15 protein-coding genes are annotated in these 16545 nt (G+C 57.1%); 7 read left to right on the top strand and 8 right to left on the bottom strand.

From position 1 onward, the window contains the following. The 4 genes from IQ273_RS19475 to IQ273_RS19460 all read right to left on the bottom strand — a co-directional run. Window positions 1–1379, bottom strand: a 1379-nt coding sequence (locus tag IQ273_RS19475) for an efflux RND transporter periplasmic adaptor subunit (protein WP_194024827.1), incomplete at its 3' end; no start/stop codon positions are given. Window positions 1380–1718: 339 nt separating this feature from the next. Then, window positions 1719–2297, bottom strand: a complete 579-nt coding sequence (locus tag IQ273_RS19470; protein WP_194024826.1) for a YdeI family protein — start codon at window positions 2295–2297, stop codon at window positions 1719–1721. A gap of 2 nt (window positions 2298–2299) precedes the next feature. Continuing rightward, window positions 2300–2572, bottom strand: a complete 273-nt coding sequence (locus tag IQ273_RS19465) for a helix-hairpin-helix domain-containing protein (protein ID WP_194024825.1) — start codon at window positions 2570–2572, stop codon at window positions 2300–2302. Window positions 2573–2575: 3 nt separating this feature from the next. Then, the gene (locus tag IQ273_RS19460; RefSeq protein WP_194024824.1) at window positions 2576–3238 is read right to left on the bottom strand and encodes a DUF2461 domain-containing protein; all 663 of its coding nucleotides are present in this window, start codon (window positions 3236–3238) and stop codon (window positions 2576–2578) included. Window positions 3239–3398: 160 nt separating this feature from the next. Between IQ273_RS19460 and IQ273_RS19455 the strand changes: the two genes are divergently transcribed. Next, a complete protein-coding gene (locus IQ273_RS19455; protein ID WP_194024823.1) occupies window positions 3399–4253 on the top strand; it encodes a LysR family transcriptional regulator in 855 nt (284 codons plus the stop codon). A 140-nt stretch (window positions 4254–4393) separates the two neighbouring features. On the opposite strand, the gene IQ273_RS19450 is transcribed toward IQ273_RS19455, so the two are convergent. Beyond that, window positions 4394–5446, bottom strand: coding sequence for a TIGR00341 family protein (locus IQ273_RS19450; protein WP_194024822.1), 1053 nt, complete (start codon window positions 5444–5446; stop codon window positions 4394–4396). Between the two features lie 85 nt (window positions 5447–5531). Beyond that, a complete protein-coding gene (locus IQ273_RS19445; RefSeq protein ID WP_194024821.1) occupies window positions 5532–6596 on the bottom strand; it encodes a hypothetical protein in 1065 nt (354 codons plus the stop codon). 267 nt (window positions 6597–6863) lie between these two features. Between IQ273_RS19445 and IQ273_RS34875 the strand changes: the two genes are divergently transcribed. Then, entirely contained in the window at window positions 6864–8849 is a 1986-nt protein-coding gene (locus tag IQ273_RS34875; protein ID WP_194024820.1) for an NACHT domain-containing NTPase, read from the top strand. A 336-nt stretch (window positions 8850–9185) separates the two neighbouring features. Here IQ273_RS34875 and IQ273_RS19435 read toward each other — a convergent pair whose 3' ends face one another. Both IQ273_RS19435 and IQ273_RS19430 read right to left on the bottom strand, forming a co-directional pair. Further along, entirely contained in the window at window positions 9186–9410 is a 225-nt protein-coding gene (locus IQ273_RS19435; protein ID WP_194024819.1) for a hypothetical protein, read from the bottom strand. Between the two features lie 82 nt (window positions 9411–9492). After that, on the bottom strand, window positions 9493–10683 hold the full coding sequence (locus IQ273_RS19430; RefSeq protein WP_313898170.1) for a helix-turn-helix domain-containing protein: 1191 nt from the start codon (window positions 10681–10683) through the stop codon (window positions 9493–9495). 323 nt (window positions 10684–11006) lie between these two features. Between IQ273_RS19430 and IQ273_RS19425 the strand changes: the two genes are divergently transcribed. From IQ273_RS19425 to IQ273_RS19405, 5 genes are all read left to right on the top strand, one after another. After that, window positions 11007–12089, top strand: a complete 1083-nt coding sequence (locus tag IQ273_RS19425) for a glycosyltransferase family 9 protein (protein ID WP_194024818.1) — start codon at window positions 11007–11009, stop codon at window positions 12087–12089. Then, on the top strand, window positions 12079–12477 hold the full coding sequence (locus IQ273_RS19420) for a hypothetical protein (RefSeq protein WP_194024817.1): 399 nt from the start codon (window positions 12079–12081) through the stop codon (window positions 12475–12477). The genes IQ273_RS19425 and IQ273_RS19420 overlap by 11 nt, the downstream gene beginning before the upstream one ends. A gap of 117 nt (window positions 12478–12594) precedes the next feature. Beyond that, a complete protein-coding gene (locus IQ273_RS19415; RefSeq protein ID WP_194024816.1) occupies window positions 12595–13605 on the top strand; it encodes a glycosyltransferase in 1011 nt (336 codons plus the stop codon). A 181-nt stretch (window positions 13606–13786) separates the two neighbouring features. Beyond that, the gene (locus tag IQ273_RS19410) at window positions 13787–15736 is read left to right on the top strand and encodes a glycosyltransferase (RefSeq protein ID WP_194024815.1); all 1950 of its coding nucleotides are present in this window, start codon (window positions 13787–13789) and stop codon (window positions 15734–15736) included. 82 nt (window positions 15737–15818) lie between these two features. Then, window positions 15819–16545, top strand: a 727-nt coding sequence (locus IQ273_RS19405) for an SDR family oxidoreductase (protein WP_194024814.1), incomplete at its 3' end; no start/stop codon positions are given.

Here is a 16545-nt window from a genome sequence, read left to right as displayed (position 1 = left end):
TTTAAGGGCCGCACGTACTGGCCTGGTACTAGCCGATGCACGCCGCTGGAAATAATGCGATCGCCTGCTTGCAGCGTCCCCTGCACCAGGGCGCGATCGCTCTCCTGGTGCAGAATTTCGACGGCTTTGGGCTGAACCTGGTAGACGTTGTCTTCACCCTCTGTTTCGCTCTCTATTTCGTCCTTTGCGGGCATGACGACGTAGACGCTCCATAGGCCGCGAATGTCTTGGGCCAGCGCCTGGGTCGGCAGCCAAATGCCTCCGGTTGGGATGGTCTCGGTCAGTTCGACCCGCGCGGTTTGGCCGGGGTTGAGGCGAGCGATCGCGGTCGGCTCAATTTGAAAAACAACGATTTGAGTGCGGGTATCGGGGTCAACCTCTGGCAGCACCGACTTTACCGTGGCGCTGTAGCGTTCTGTGCCCAGAGTAACGGTGACAGCGTTACCCGCTTGTAGCTGGCTGGCGGCGTTCTCGGGTATACCAATGCGGGCCTCGGGCGCTTCATTCTCCACCAGCCGCACCACCGACTGCCCGGCCCCCACTACAACCCCCTCATCGACGGTTTGCCCCGCGACAATGCCCTCGAAGGGAGCCTTAAGGGTGCTTTTGCTGAGGTTGACATCGACATCGGCAAGGCTGGCGTCGAGCTGCTGCACGACGGCTCGCTGGGCGGCAACCTGCTCGGGGCGGGTGCCGTTGAGCAGCTCACTGAGGTTGCTGTTGGCTCGGTCTAACCGCGCCTGTAGGGTGTCGGCACCATAGGCAAATTCGTCGAGCTGTTCTTTGGAAATGGCCCCCTGCTCGTAGAGGTATTCGCGGCGCGATCGCTGCTGTTCTTGCAGCCGCAGCTGGCTTTCAATGTCGCGCACCTCGGCGCTGGCGGCGGCGATATCTTCCTGGCGTGCGCCGCGCTCTAGCTCTAGCAGGCGGGCCTGGGCCTCAGCTTTTTGGGCTTCGAGCTGGCGGCGCTGGGTTTGCAGGTTTTGGGTATCGAGCTGGGCCAGGACCTGACCAGAGCTGACGCGATCGCCCTCGCTGACCAATACCTGCACCAGTTCGCCACCGCGATTAAAGCCCAAATCGCTGCTGCGCAGGGCGGCAATTTCTCCGGTGTAGGCGCGCAATACTTCGTAGCTGTTGACGGCGTCTACAATCAGGGTTTCTACCGCCAAAGGTTCTGCTAAAGCTTCCTCGGCGGGTTCGTCTGACGCGGCCATTTGGCTATAAACAATCGGTGCCCCAGCCGTTAAGAGTAATCCCGCTGCGCCTAACCCAATCAGCCACCGGGGCTGGCGATCTAAGAATCTTTTAGCTGAGTTAAACGGGCTAGCCTGAACCGCTGAATCCAGGTTTTCTTCAGATAAAGAGTGGTCAGACATGTTGGCTTCTTTAGGTAAGAGGAACGAAGGTAAGTGGGTGGGTCAATTCAAATGTAGGATGGGTTAGCGACAGCGTAACCCATGCGGGTGTTGGGTTTCGTGCCTCAACCCAACCTACGTCGACTTATATTTAATTGCGCTTGCCGACTTAGCCATGGAGTAGCGGGTGTTTGTGAGGTTGACTGTTGGCGACGTATTGGTGGTGGGCAGTGTCTTATTGCCAATATGTGATGGTGGGCAGTGCCCACCCTACGGGAGGTAGAGAGGTTTTTTTGATGCAGAGCTAGTTGACTGAGCGACATTCGAAACAGGGTGTATTTGTAGATTCATTAGGGCTAATCACATCTGCGGAATTTTTTGGTTTTGGGCGGCTAAAACTGCCGTTTTCTCGATTCGTTTGGCGCGAGTATCAGGTGTTTTAGCCAGCTTGATCCAGCGGAGAATATTGCGTCTGGTGGATTTGGCAAAGGCGTCAAAATATTCGCTAGCGGGTGGATGAGACTCTAGCGCTGCGATTAGATCATCGGGTTTAATCAGAGCATCTACGTCATCCATAAAATTCCACAGGCCGTTGCGCTTTGACTCGGCGATCGCAGCTAGGCCAGCGGGGTGCATTCGTCCTGTGTCGATTAGCTTTGCGGCCCGGTCTTTGTAGGTTTTGGCCCAGTGCTGGGCCTGACGGGGCGAGATCATCTGCATGGTTCTGTCGTCGTCAAGTTTTCGACGGATGCCGTCAATCCAGCCAAAGCAAAGCACTTGATCGAGAATATCTTGGACAGAAACATACTTATCGCCCACGTGTTTTTTGTAGGTGACGAGCCAAATACTCTCTGTTTGCAAGTGGTTTGCCTCTAGCCACTCGCGCAATGCTTGGCCGGATGTTACTTCAATCTGCTCAAAGTTTTCAGTTTTGATCATGATTAAGCAGGCGCTTGTGTATCGTCACTATTTAGTAATCGTTTGCCTTGGTCAGTAAAGTTCCACCAGGGCAGCTTTTCGTCAGAGTTAAAGTAGTGCTGCACAGCTAGCAGGGTATAAAGTACGCATGGGTCGTGACGAGGCCCCATTTGCTCAGCCAGTGAGTAGTAAGTTTGGAGGGGATCTCTCTGGGCCAGTTGTTCAGGGGTTTCAATTCCGATCGCTCGCAGATCAGCTGCGATCGCGTTTCCAATATTTGGCAGGGCTTCTAGCATGGCTTAATTCCCTCGCCCAAATTTCAGTAGAGAGGCGCAGTTTTTGGCGTATTCAACCATGCAGTCGACAATATCGTCATCCAGCCAGGCCCCTCGGCCCAAGTGAACCGACACAACGAAGCTTTTTAGTTTCAAATAGTCGGCATAGTCATGGTCGCTGTGGGCTTCATAGCCGCGCGGCATGGCGGTTAGTTTGTCGTCATCGCTGAGCGACAAACCTGCACTATCTAGGTCTTGGAGCACTTGGGCAAACGCCTTGGGGGCTTCAATCATGCGATCGCGGATAGGAGCCAGTTCTGCCGCTTTGAGCTGGTAGAATCCACAGGCAATTAGGCCACCTGAGCTTTCTAATTGAAGGTAGAGCAAGCCTTCCTTTTCGGCTTTGGTGCCCGAGGGTGTGAGTACACCGCTGACATGCGTACTGTAGGGCGATTTATCGTTAGAAAAACGCACGTCGCGGTGTTGGCGAAACATTGTTTTTAGCCCGCCTGTTAGAGGGACTTGAGTTGATTCAAGCCGTTCGCTAACCCGTTCTAAGACCCTGGCAAAGGGCTTTCTGACATAGATATCAAAATCATCGCGATGGTCGTCATACCAGGCTTTTTCGTTATTTGCAGCCAAACCCTCTAGCAGGTCAAAGGTCTTGGGGGTGAAGTTAATATTCATCGCGGCTTTTGATTGAGAGGCTTCCTAGCCAGGTCAACATGGACAGAAAGATATAGAGAGTAGAATTTCGTACCGAGGTCAGGCTTAATTAATAAGTAACACGATATTAATAAGAAAACAAATATAGAATAGTAATTAATCAATACCCAATTTGATATCGATGAACCTAAAAACCCTGAGCGCCTTTATCGTCCTGGCCGAGGAACTGCACTTTGGGCGAGCGGCGCACCAGTGCGGTATGTCGCAACCAGCGATGAGTCGTCTAATTGGTGAGCTAGAAGCCGACCTGGGAGTGAAGCTGCTCAACCGCACCTCCCGCGAGGTCTCGCTGACTAACTCAGGCCGAGGGTTTCTCGAATCGGCTAGAAAAGCCGTGGCCTATGCCGACATGGCGGTGCGAGCGGCGCAGGCAGGCACCCTTGACGGCATTGATGCGCTGACGGTAGGCATGATTATTGGCACGGCACAGCCGCTAGTTGGGCAGCTCATCGCCAAATTCAAGCAGGCTCATCCCGAAACGCGGGTGTCGCTGCGTCAGCTTGACGAACGCTCGATTGGCTCAGCCCTGGCTAACGGCGAGATTGATGTGGCGATCGCCTGGGATATTTCAATTCCGACGGGCATCAAGCGTCACCATTTGGGTACGGTGCCCATGGTGGTGCTGGTACAGTCGGGGCACGAACTCGAAAACCAGGAGGCGGTGAGCTGGGCAGATCTGGCCAACTATCCTATGATTATCCCGGCTCGCGATCGCCAGCCGATCATCTACGATAGCTGTCGGCGGTACGCAGCCGAGGCTGGCTTTGAACCCACCTTTGCGATCGATGTATCGACTTTGGCCGATACCTTAGCTATGGTGGCAGGCGGAGTTGGGGTGGGCAATGCCCCGATTGTTCCAGGTCTCACCTATCCAGGCGTCTCGATTTTAAAACAAAGGCCGCTGCTGGAGTTTAGCTACGAACTGGCCTGGGTGCACGACCTGCCTGTGGTAGAGAGCCTGCTTGCCCTGTGCTAGTCGAGGCCCTGGGTGGCCTGTCAGATTGAGCTGATCGCTTAGGATCGTTGATCAAATAACTTGTAACGATTGGATTCTCTTTGAGGGCGAACAACCGTTCGCCCCTACCCAGGCATTTCACTTTAATAAATCCACATTCCTTAGGGGGTAGCAGGCACCATAAATTCTTGTACCGGCACCACCCGCAGGGTGAGGTCAACCGGCTGTTCGAGGCGATCTTCCAAAAAAGCCTGAGACTGCCGCACATCCTCGGCGGTGATGGTATTGGGCGGTGCCGCAAAATCTAGGGTGATCTGGAGCAGATCGTCGTTTTGCCGGAGGCCAATATCCTGCAGCTCAGCCCGTTGGGATAGGGGAAGCTCGTTGCGAATGAGGCTGTTGACCCGCTGGCGAGAGTTAGACTGCACCAGCAAATTGTTGAGCGAAAGCCCCAGGGGAACGCCCAGCACCAGCAGCAGCAGCGTCGACAGCACCACCCCTTCTTGGGCGCGCTTGAGGGTGCCATAGCGCTGCCACAAAAAGACCAAAATACCGCTAAAAATAATCCCGGTCAGGTTGGTAATAAACAGCAGCGTGGCCCCCAAAAAGACCCCCTGATCTAATCGGGCAATGCCAATGCCAATCACGCTCAAGGGCGGCACCAGGGCCACCGCGATCGCTACCCCCGGAAAAGCATCGGCCACATGCTTGCGCGATTTGGCAAAGGCCCCCGCCGCCCCCGCCGCGATCGCCACTATCAGGTCGATTAGGTTGGGCTCGGTGCGCAGCAAAATTTCTTCGTTCAAAAGCTGTAGGCCAATCAGGCTGGCAATTACCGTCGAGCTAAACACCGTCGCCAGGGTGCCCCAGAGCAGAGTCAGGCCCGCCCGCTTCATCAGGCGGCGGTTAGAAACAGCGATCGCGTAGGCAATCCCAATAATTGGCCCCATCAGCGGCGCAATGATCATCGCCCCAATTACCGTGGCGGTGCTGCCCGCCAGCAGCCCCAGCGACGAAATCACCCCCGACAGCGTCAGCATCACAAAAAAGCTAAGCGACGGCACCGACTCTCGCCACAGCAAGCGATTAACCCCCGCCATCGGCATGGGCTTGCTGGCCAGCCACTGCCAATCGCCGCTATTGCTCAGCCACAGCTTGCGCTTCTGGCGGCGCAGGCGAGCCAGCACTTTTAGATATCGGTATCGCTGAGGCATCGCTTACCAAACTGCTACAGAGGCAGACTCATTCTGCAGCAACAGAGACCCCTTTTGCTCAGATTGACACTGTAGTTACGCTAATTTACAACCCCGACAGTCGCACCTTATAGGGAATTTCCTCGATCGGCACGTCCTCGCTATCCCAGTCGTCGTAGCGCAGCTGCAGGCGCTTCTCTCCGGCGTAGTCCACTAGCTTGCCGCTGTAGCGTTTGGCCTCGGTGCCCAGGCTTTGAATTCGCACCATGCCGTTAAACACCGTGGCGCGAGCCAGATAAATTACCAGGTCATCTCGCGAGGGGCGATTCACCGTGGTGCTGGCGGTAAGGTGGCCCAGGCCGCGCTCGTCCAGTTCCTGGGCCAGGGCCATGGCCGTATTGCGAATGCCGCGAATCGCTACGATCGCCGATGCCACCGCCATCGTGATATCAACTCCCTCGTCGGTCAAAATGCGCTGGCTCGACAAAAACTGAAAGTTGCGCTCCCCCAAATCGCTGCGAATGCGGCGGTGAATCAGATTCTCAGGCTGAAAGTGGCTCAACGCCCCCACGATCGCGCCGCAGGCAGCCCGAGGTTCGCGCCAGGGCGATTCGCGGGTTTTGCCGTAGACCTGCTTGCCGTCTTCTTGAATGCGGCCCACGTGGGTTTTTAGATCGATCGCCACCAGCGAGATCGACTCGGGGTTGCCCTCGTAGACCCGGCGCTTGAGCTTTTCGTCCAGCTCGTGGGCGACGGTGACGTGGGCCAGGGTCGCGCCATTGTCGGTGCCGCCCCCAGCGGGGAAAAACGCCTCTAGCTTTAGTTCACCGATTTCTGACAGGGTAGCAAACCGGGAAGCCACCACGTCGCGGTAGCGCTTGGTGGCCTCGCCCTGGTGAATGCGATCGCCGCAGTTGGTGTAGGCCAGGGTAGTCACCGCGCTGGGTAGGCTCATGTCGGCCCCGCAGGCCCCAATATCGGTGGGGCTGGCCCCGGCAAACTGTAGCTCGTCGCGCAGCAGTTGCAGGCCTTTGATCAGGGCGTAGCGATCGCTCACCAGCTCGTTTAAGTAGTTGTGGTACGCATTGCGCTCCATGCCAAAGCTGGCCGAGAGCTGCCAAAATCGCTCAATTCGCGCCTCGCTGGGGGCGGCGTCAAAGGGCAAAGCCATAGATGTTAACCCTTCCGGTTGAATAACCGCCTTAAATCATGCCACGACCAGCCCTAGGGCGTGTCATCAATTTTGGCCACAATCCTTAATCTATAAGCATTGCCACGCCCGACCCAAAAAACAGGCTAGGGGCTGTAACAGCTAATTCTTGGGCTATCAGCTGTTAATTGATGACAGCCCCTAGATCGAGCACCGTATCAGGATTTTCAACATTTTTCACCTATATTAGGAGGCAACCTGCCCTCTGCTGCGCTCCTAAGCTCTACCGTGCATGATTCTGCCGATTACTCCCAGCGGTCTGCCCTGTTTAACAAGCTGGCCTCAGTACCGGCACCCCAGCTTGAGCAGGTAATAGTAGCGCTGAAGCCTCCCCAGGGAAACATTCCCACCGCTGCGGCCCAGCCTGCTAGCCGGGTGAAGGCTTTATTTGAGTGGGTTGAGAGCCCGATTGGATGCGGATTGGCAACGCTGGAATCTGTACTGGATGATGTTACAACCTCAGCCCAGACAGCCTCCCACTACTACGGACTGCCGGAAGAAAAGCCCACCGCTACGCGCAAAGATCGCAACGAGAAAATTCTGATTGATGCGGTGTGGACTGAGGTGGAGGACCGCCTGCGGCAGTCGCTACACAATGCCATTTTGGTGCGCCTGGATATGGCCGAGCAGCGGAACCAGGTCAGCCGCCCCTGGGATAGCCAACTGCGTACGGCAGACCAGACGCCCAAAGCCCTGCCCCCCGGCACCCATATTGCCGATGTGTTTGATCGTCGCGATGTCGGCGGCAAGCTGCTAATTTTGGGCAACCCCGGCTCCGGCAAAACCACCACTATGCTCGACCTAGCCTCCGTGCTGATTCAGCGGGCGAATGACGACCCAGAGCAGCCGATACCCGTGATGGTGAATCTGTCATCCTGGCAGAATGCGAAGCAAAGCCTGACCGACTGGCTGTTGAGCGAGCTAAAGCTGAAGTATGGGGTATCGCAAAAGCTGGGGCAAACCTGGCTGCAAGAAAAGAAGCTGCTGCCCCTGCTGGATGGCCTGGATGAATTGCCCCCGGTACGGCAAGAGCCCGTGGTAAAGGCCATTAACGACTGGTTGCAATCGGGCGATGGGCCGATGGGGCTACTGGTGTGCAGCCGCATTGAAGAATATGGATTGTATGAAACAAACCTGGGCCTGAACGCTGCCGTTTGCCTAGAACCGCTAACTAATAATCAGCTCCAGCAATACCTACGGTCTCTCAACTGCCAAGATCTGTGGACAACCCTGCGCCACGACGAAGACCTGCTGACCTTGGTGAGAACACCGCTATTGCTGAGCGTGGCCGTGCTGGCTAACGACAGCATTGACCCCCAGCGGTGGCACCAAAAGCAAACGACCACAGCCCGTATGGAGTATTTGCTGGATGCTTATGTAGAACGAAGACTCCATGAGGTGATTAACAGCAGAGCATATAGGCCCCATGGGCAGCCCACAGCCCAACAGACTCGTCACTGGCTGATCTGGTTGGCAAAGCAAGTTAAGAACCAGTCTCAGGATGAGTTTTTAATTGAGCAACTACAGCCCAGTCTGTTAACCACACGCCAGCAAAAGCTGATTTTAGGGCTGATTTTAGGGCTGATTTTAGGGCTGATTTTCGTGCTGACTTTCGGGCTGCTTGTCGGGCTGATTTTCGGGCTGATTTTCGGGCTGATTTTCGGGCAAGTTTCAATAACCCCTTTGGAAAGTTTTGATTTATCTTTTTCGCGCAAAGCGCGAAAAGAATTTTTTAAGGAGCTTAAGAACGGGCTGATTACCGGGCTGATTATCGGGCTGACTTTCGGGCTGATTTTCGGGCTGATTAGAGGGCTGGAGACTGACATTTTACTCAAAGTAAAACCTAATCAGGGTATCTGGGCCTCGTTAAAAAATACGGGCTTTTTATTGGCTATCGGGCTTTTTCTCTTAATGCTGGTCAGGTTTGGTTTGCCCCTGGTTTTGGGCGGTGTTTTAGGTGAGAGTGACGTTGATTTAGTTGTTGCCTCAGCATCCGGTGCTGTTTTACTTTCGGGCGTTTATGACAGCCTCTTCCCCTGCATTCAGCATTTTGCGCTCCGAATTGTGCTCCACCGCGCCAGCTACATACCCTGGAACTATGCCCGCTTTCTCAACCACTGCACCGATCGCCTTTTGCTTCAGCGAGTCGGCGGGCGCTATCGCTTCATTCACAAGCTGGTGCAAGAGCACTTTGCCGCCATGCCCTTGAAGTAACCTATCGCGTGGGGCTACGGCATGGCTACTAAGGAATCTTGGCAGTTCCCTTTCCAACGAGGCGGCAAAGTGTTTGACACGCAGATTTACGTGGCTGCGTGTCATCGGCTAGCCAGCGAACCTCATAGACTCGAAGGTGACACATCCTGCCTCGTTCACGACACTCAGAGCCTCGTCAATGACGCTCGAAACCTCAAGAACGATGCACTCTAACCTCGTCATCGAGTCCTAAAACCTCGTTCACGACCTTCCGAGACTCGATGGTGATACCCTAAAGCCTCATTAAAGACGTTTAAAGCCTTATCAACGACATTCAAAGTCTCGACACTGACACTCTCAATCCTCGTTCGCGACGCTCAGAACCTCGTCGATGACACTTAGAACCTCGTTGATGACGCTCAAAGCCTCATTCACGACACTCGGAACCTCGTTAATGACTCCCAAAGCTTCGTTCACGACGCTTAGAACCTCGTTGATGACTCCTAAAGCTTTGTTCACAATGCTCAGAACCTCGTTGATGACGCTCAAAGCTTCATCGATGACTCCCAAAGCTTGGTTCATAAGGCTTTTAATAGCGGCCTTAAGTCATGCCATGGCCCGCTCTGTGCTCAGCCGACAAATAGCGATCGCAGCTGCCTATGGGTTAACACCCCTGAAACTCCTGGAGCAAAAGCGCCAGCCGAATCTGCACCGCCTCGTCAAAGCGGCGCGGGTCTAGCCCCGTCAGCGAAGCAATTTTCTCCAGGCGGTAGGTCAGCGTATTGCGGTGAATGCAGAGCTGTTTTGCCGTCGACGAAAGCGCACAATCAGCTGCAAAGAAAACCTTCAGCGTGCTGACCAGGTCGGGCTCATTGTCGAGGGGACTGAGCAAATGCAGCGCCAGGTCAACCTTAGTGCGCTCATCCGCCACGCAGGCAAAGGCCGCCATACCCAAATCATCCAGGCAGTAGACTCGGTTGCGGCCATTAAACCGTCGCCCCAGCCGCAGCGCCACCTGGGCATCCTGGTACGATCGCGACACCCCCAAAACACCGGGGTGGTAACGGCCAATGCCAATGCATACCGCCGTGCCAGTGGCCTCGCACAGCTGCTCCAGCAGGGCATTGGCCGCTCGCTTCAGGGCCTCCAAGTTAGTCCAGGAGGAGCCGATCGCATCTGAGGGAGTGCCGCTGTGGTTGGCCCAGGGGCGCAGGTTTTTGCTATCGCTGGCTTTGAGTACGGCAAATTGCCCCCCGCCTAGGTCAGCGCAAATAGTGTCGTCGGGTAGATTAAAGAAAGTCACCGTGCTCGCAATAATGGCTTGAGCGCGACGCTGCTGTTCATAGCTAGGGGCTTCTGCGCTATAGCTAGCCGTTAAAATTGCCTCCGTAGCATCGATTAAGATAACTGCCCGAGGCGGAGAAAAATCTATGCCCAGCAGGGCCGCCTGCTGTAGCGCCAGGGCTTCGTCTTTAACGTGGCCCTGCAAAAGATTATAAATAACCTGATTTTTAAAGACTTGCTGGCTAGAAGGGGTGGGATAGGTAATCTGACTAATCATCAGGTCAATATAAGCCTGAGTTAGCTTTGGCGATAGTTTTTCACCATCGGCCCATTGCTCAATACAAACCATTCCCATCTGGTCATAGACATGGAAGGGGAATTTCAAATAGCGACTAGCGCCGTTGCCGTTATGCTCATTTTTTGCTGGTTCTTTCACTGAAGAAAGATCCTGATTAGCCCGTTGACTGGCCACTACAGTTTCGTCTGCATCGCTGATAAGAACAGCGGTTTGTAGCAACGAAGACATCTGCTTGGCCACTACTTCAGCGATTTGGGCAAAGGATTGAGACACGGTCAATAACGCTGTGACTAAAGACTACACTAGATTTATATTGCTAAATATTAAGTAGTTTTGGCAACTATTAATCTGCCTCAAAAAACTAGGATTGCGGTTGTAGTTAATCTTGGCACCTACCGAAAGAAATAGTTTGCTGCAGCCAAAAGAAATATCCTTCAAAAGACAACTTTAAACCTAAAGAATATCTGAAAACTTAATTGTACAAAATGCACAAACGGCGTTACTAAAACAGCAAAATGTCTTGTCAAATGTCCAATGAAGTTGTTTGGAAATCTGCCTAGTATGACATCTGTAGTTGTTAGTTAGGGCATTCGGCTATGGCCAGTCGCCTCCCGATACCCGCGATCGCGCGAATTTTAGTGGTGCGCTCTCTACCAGGGCTGGGCGATTTGCTGTGCAGCGTGCCTGCCCTGCGATCGCTGCGGCAGGCCTATCCATTGGCCCACATTACCTGGCTGGGTCTACCGGGCACCGAGTGGTTTGGCCAGCGCTTCGTCCATCTAATCGATGAATGGCTGCCCTTCCCAGGGTTTCCAGGTATTCCCGAAGGTTGGCAGGGACCGCAGATCACAGTGGATTTTTGTCAGTATTTGCAGGCTCAGGCCTACGATTTGACCCTGCAAATGCACGGCAGTGGCTTCTACATCAACCCATTTCTTACCCTGCTTGGCGGCCAACACCAGGCCGGGTTTTACCTACCTGGGCAGTACTGCCCAGATTCCCAATACTTTTTGCCCTACCCCCAACAGGGTTCAGAGGTCGATCGCCTGCTCGATCTGATGCTGTTTTTGGGGCTGCCAGAAACTAGTCGCGCCCTCGAATTTCCGCTCGTTGAGAAAGAGTACCAGGCGGGTCTGCGACTGCTGGAGGCTCACTCTCTGGTGCCCGGTCAGTACATTTGCCTGCATCCGGGGGCCAGCATTGAGTCGCGCCGCTGGTCAATAGAAGGGTTTATTGAGGTTGCTCGACAGTTGGCCAGCCAGGGGCATCGCATTGTGCTCACCGGCACCGCCGCTGAACGCAGCCTCACCGATCAAATTTCGGTCAGGCTCAACCAGCCCGGCACGCCTCTACCCGTCAATCTGGGGGGCCGCACCTGCCTGGGAGCACTGTCTGTTTTGCTGCGCCATGCCGCCCTGCTGATCTGTAACGACACCGGTATTTCTCACCTGGGGGCCGCGCTCAAGACCCCCAGCGTAGTGGTGTTTAGCGACTCAGACATGCAGCGTTGGGCACCCCAAAACCAAACCCGCCACCGCCGCGTCGACAGTCGCCAAGCTGGCTCGGCAACCCCAGCCAGGGTGCTGGTTCAGGCCCACGATTTACTCGGCTCTCCCCACAGCCCTGAACGGCTGATCAAATCGCCCAAATTGCTGTCGGAGGCTAGCTATGGCCGTTAAAACCAGTGCCCAGCGAATTCTCGTCTTCAACCAGAATCAGAGTTCAGATCTGGCCGATCTCCAGCAAATCTGCCCCCAAGCTAACTTAACGGTTGTAGACCCTGCCCAAGCCGCCTGGCTGCTGCTCTCACATAGCATCGCCCCGGTCGATTGGCATGGGGCGATCGCCTGGCTGCGCCAGCAGCAGTTCGACGCCGCCGTAATTCTCACCGCCCCCGGTCAGTCCCCCTACACCCTGGGCTACCTCTGCTACCTGGCGGGTATTCCTATTCGCATCGGCCAATCCTGCGAGTTTGGTGGCCAGGTACTCAGCCACTGCTCGCCACCGCCGGACGATGGCGACTGTAGGCACCTGCTCGACCTGCTGAGCGATATGAGTCGGCTTTGAGGTCTTTGCTTGCCGCCGCTGTTGAATGGTGGGCAGTGCCCACCCTACGGCTCCGCGAAAGCGTCACCCATCGACCCATCCACCCCTTACCCATCCACTCATCCACCCACCTCTCCCATGCAACGTCTCCGCATCCTCACCTGGCACGTTCACGGTAGCTACCTCTACTACCTGACCCAGTGCCCCCACGACTTTTACCTGCCGACCAAGCCAGGGCATCCCGAGGGCTACGGCGGGCGGTTGCCAGGGTTCGACTGGGGCCACAACGTCCACGACATTGCGGCAGAGGACGTGCGCGATCAGGAGTTCGATTGCATTTTGTATCAGTCGCGCCGCAACTACGAGCGCGATCGGCACGAGATTCTCAGCCCGGCCCAGCGACAGCTGCCGCAGCTCTTTCTAGAGCACGACCCGCCCCGCGAGCACCCCACCGCCACCCGCCACGGGGTCGACGACCCTGAGGTGCTGATGGTCCACGTCACCGCCTTTAATCGGCTGATGTGGGACTGTGGTCGCACCCCCAGCCGAGTGATTGAGCATGGAGTAACGGTGCCCGAAGACGTGCAGTACACGGGCGAGATTCCTAAGGGGATTGTGGTGGTGAATGGGCTGCGATCGCGCGGTCGCCGCCTGGGGGCCGACCTGTTTGAGCAGGTGCGTCAGCACATTCCCCTCGATCTGGTCGGCATGGACTCTGAGAGCCTGGGTGGTCTGGGCAACGTCCCCCACCAGGAGCTACCTGCCCTGATGGCCCGCTACCGATTTTTCTTTCACCCCGTGCGCTACACCAGCCTGGGGCTAGCCGTCTGCGAAGCCATGTATCTGGGCCTGCCCATCGTCGGCCTCGCCACCACCGAACTTCCCACCGTGGTCGAGAACGACGTTTCTGGCTTTATTCACACCGATCCGTCGGCGCTCGTCAAGCAGATGCAGCAGCTGATCGACCACCCCGATTTGGCCCGTCACCTCAGCCAGGGTGCCCAGGCCGTCGGCCAGGCCCGGTTTAACCTGTATCGCTTTGTGCAGGACTGGAACGCCGCCTTCGCCGATGCCATGGAACTGAGGCAGGGCCAGGGGCACCGCCCGCATGCGCTAGCAACTCCACCCCCCCAAGGCCGAGGTCGCTAGCGATCGAATTCTCATTTCCTTGTTCCCCTTTCCTTCGACTTCGCTCAGGAACCGACCCGCCTACCCTCCTATACCTTTCCTTTGACTCAGCTCTCCTTCGACTCCGCTCAGGAACCGACCGACCGACCCTTCCACCCATCCACCCCTCACCCATCCACCCTTCACTCCCCCTTCCCCAGCCATGACCAAACGAATCGCCATCATCAGCGAACACGCCTCGCCCCTGGGCACCTTTGGCGGCACCGACAGCGGCGGCCAGAATGTCTACGTGGGTCAGACGGCCAAGCAGCTCGCCGCCCTGGGCTACCAGGTAGATGTCTTTACCCGTCGCGATGCCCCCGACCTGCCGGAGGCGGTGCTGTGGCAGCAGGGGGTGCGCATCATTCATGTGCCAGCGGGGCCAGCCGCCCCAGTGCCGAAGGAACAGCTGCTGCCCCATATGAAAGCCTTCACCCGCTTTATGGTGGCCTTTGTCCGCCGCGAGCAGCAGCTAGACGGCGGTTACCACCTGATCCACGCCAATTTTTGGATGTCGGCGCGGGTGGCCAGCCAGATTAAGCAGTACACCGGCATTCCCTTTGTGGTCACGTTTCACGCCCTGGGCAAGGTGCGGCGGCGGCACCAGGGCGAGGCCGATGGCTTCCCGGACGATCGCTTTGCCATTGAGGAGCAGGTGGTGCAGGCGGCCGACGGCATTATCGCCGAATGCCCGCAGGATCGCGACGACCTGATTCAGCTCTACGGGGCCGACGCCAGCAAAATTCACATCGTGCCTTGCGGGGTCGATTTGAGCGAGTTTTGGCCGATTCCAAAACGGCAAGCTAGAGCAACCCTGGGGCTGCCCGCCGCCGAGCGGGTGGTGCTGCAATTGGGTCGTATGGTGCCGCGCAAAGGGGTCGATACGGTGCTGGAGGCGATCGCGCTGTTGAACCGGCAGCGGCTGCCGACCCGGCTGGTGGTGGTTGGGGGCGAGTCGGCGGTGCCCGACCCGCAGGTGACGCCAGAGATTGGGCGCTTGCAGGCGATCGCCGCCGATCTGGGCATTGGCGATCGGGTCTCCTTTGTGGGCCAGCGGGGCCGCGAAGTGCTGAAGTACTTCTACAGCGCCGCCGATGTGTTTGTGACCACCCCCTGGTACGAGCCCTTCGGCATTACCCCCCTAGAGGCGATGGCCTGCGGCACCCCCGTGATTGGCTCAAACGTGGGCGGCATCAAGTTTACGGTGCGCGACGGCGAGACGGGCTACCTGGTTGCGCCCAAAAATGCTCAGGAGGTCTGCGATCGCATTGCCTTTTTGTACCAAAACCCGACTGTGCTCAACCTGTTTGGTCGCCAGGCCCAGCGCCATGTGGCGCAACGGTTTACCTGGGCCAAGGTAGCCAGCGCCCTGGCGGCCATCTATGAGTCGGTGCTCAGCACTAGCCTCAGCGCCAACGCCAACGCCGAAACTACCATCAACGATCTGGCTCAGATCGAGGCCCGGTTCGATGCCTCTATTCTGGCGATGCGGCAGGCCCGCCGCCTGGTCAGCGCCGACATTCTGGCGGTGTCGCGGCAGATTAGCGAGTGCTTTAACCGGGGCGGCAAAGTGCTCGTCTGCGGCAACGGGGGCAGCGCCGCCGAATCGCAGCACTTTGCCGCCGAACTGGTGGGTCGGTTTTGCTCCCACCACCGCACCGGGCTGCCGGTCATGGCCCTGACCGCCGATGTGGCCCTGCTCACCGCCTGGGCCAACGATGTCGGCTACAGCGATATTTTCGCCCGCCAGGTCTACACCTTTGCCCAGCCCGATGACCTGCTGGTGGTGATCAGCACCAGCGGCAGGTCGCCCAACCTGGTGAAGGCGGTGGCGGCGGCCAAAGCCTGCAACGTACGCACCATCGGCCTGCTGGGTGGCAGCGGCGGCGACCTGCTGCCCCTAGTCGACCAGGCGATCTGCGTGCCCAGCCCCGACCCCCAGCGCATTCAGGAGGTGCAGCTGCTGGCCCTGCACCTGATCTGCGAGTGGGTCGAGGCCGACCTGGAGCGCTTCGACCCGCCCGCCCTGCCGCGATCGCAGGAGGAAGCGACCCCGCTCCACCCCAGGGTGGTCAGCAACGCCGCCGCGATGCCCGCCAGTCAAAGTTCTTAGTTCAAAATTCAAACCTTACTTTTTGAACTTTGCCTTTTGAATTTTGAACCTTACCCAACCAGTTCATCACGAAGGAAACCCCATGCAGACCCTATCCAAACCATCCAGCCAGTTCCCCGCCCTCGCCAACAAAGTGGCCATCGTCACCGGCGGCGCGCGGGGCCTGGGTGCCGCCACCTGCCGCTGCCTAGCCGAATCAGGCCTTAAGGTCGTCGTCGCCGACCTGCGCCAGGAACTCGCCAGCGAACTCGCTCAGGAGATTGAGTCATCCACCGGCCAGACCGGGCAGGCGATCGCCCTCAACCTCGATGTCACGAGCCCCGACAGCGCTATGGCCCTGCTGGAACAGGTGCGCGATCGCTATGGCTGCATCGACGTGCTGATCAACAACGCCGGTATCGACATCACCGAATCGATCGAAGACCTCACCACCGATCAGTGGCAGCAGGTGATCGGCGTCAACCTCAGCGGCCCCTTCTATATGTCAAAAGCCGTCTTCCCCGAGATGCGCCAAAACGGCGGCGGCCACATCATCAACATCGTCTCCACCGCCGCCAAACGCGCCTGGGCCAACGCCTCCGCCTACCACGCCAGCAAGTGGGGCCTGCTCGGCTTCTCCCAGGCCCTCCATGTCGAAGGGCGACCCCACAACATCAAAGTCACCTCCCTGATCGCAGGCGGCATGCGCACCCCATTCCTGCTCGATCGCTTCCCCGACATCGACCAGACCACCCTGCAAGACCCCGCCAACGTCGCCGAAACCATCCGCTACCTGCTGATGCAGCCCAAGGATACGGTGATCTCAGAAA

It is taken from the genome of Nodosilinea sp. LEGE 07298 (genome assembly GCF_015207265.1).
Lineage (GTDB): Bacteria > Cyanobacteriota > Cyanobacteriia > Phormidesmidales > Phormidesmidaceae > Nodosilinea.
This window is presented reverse-complemented; position numbering and strand designations above follow the sequence as displayed.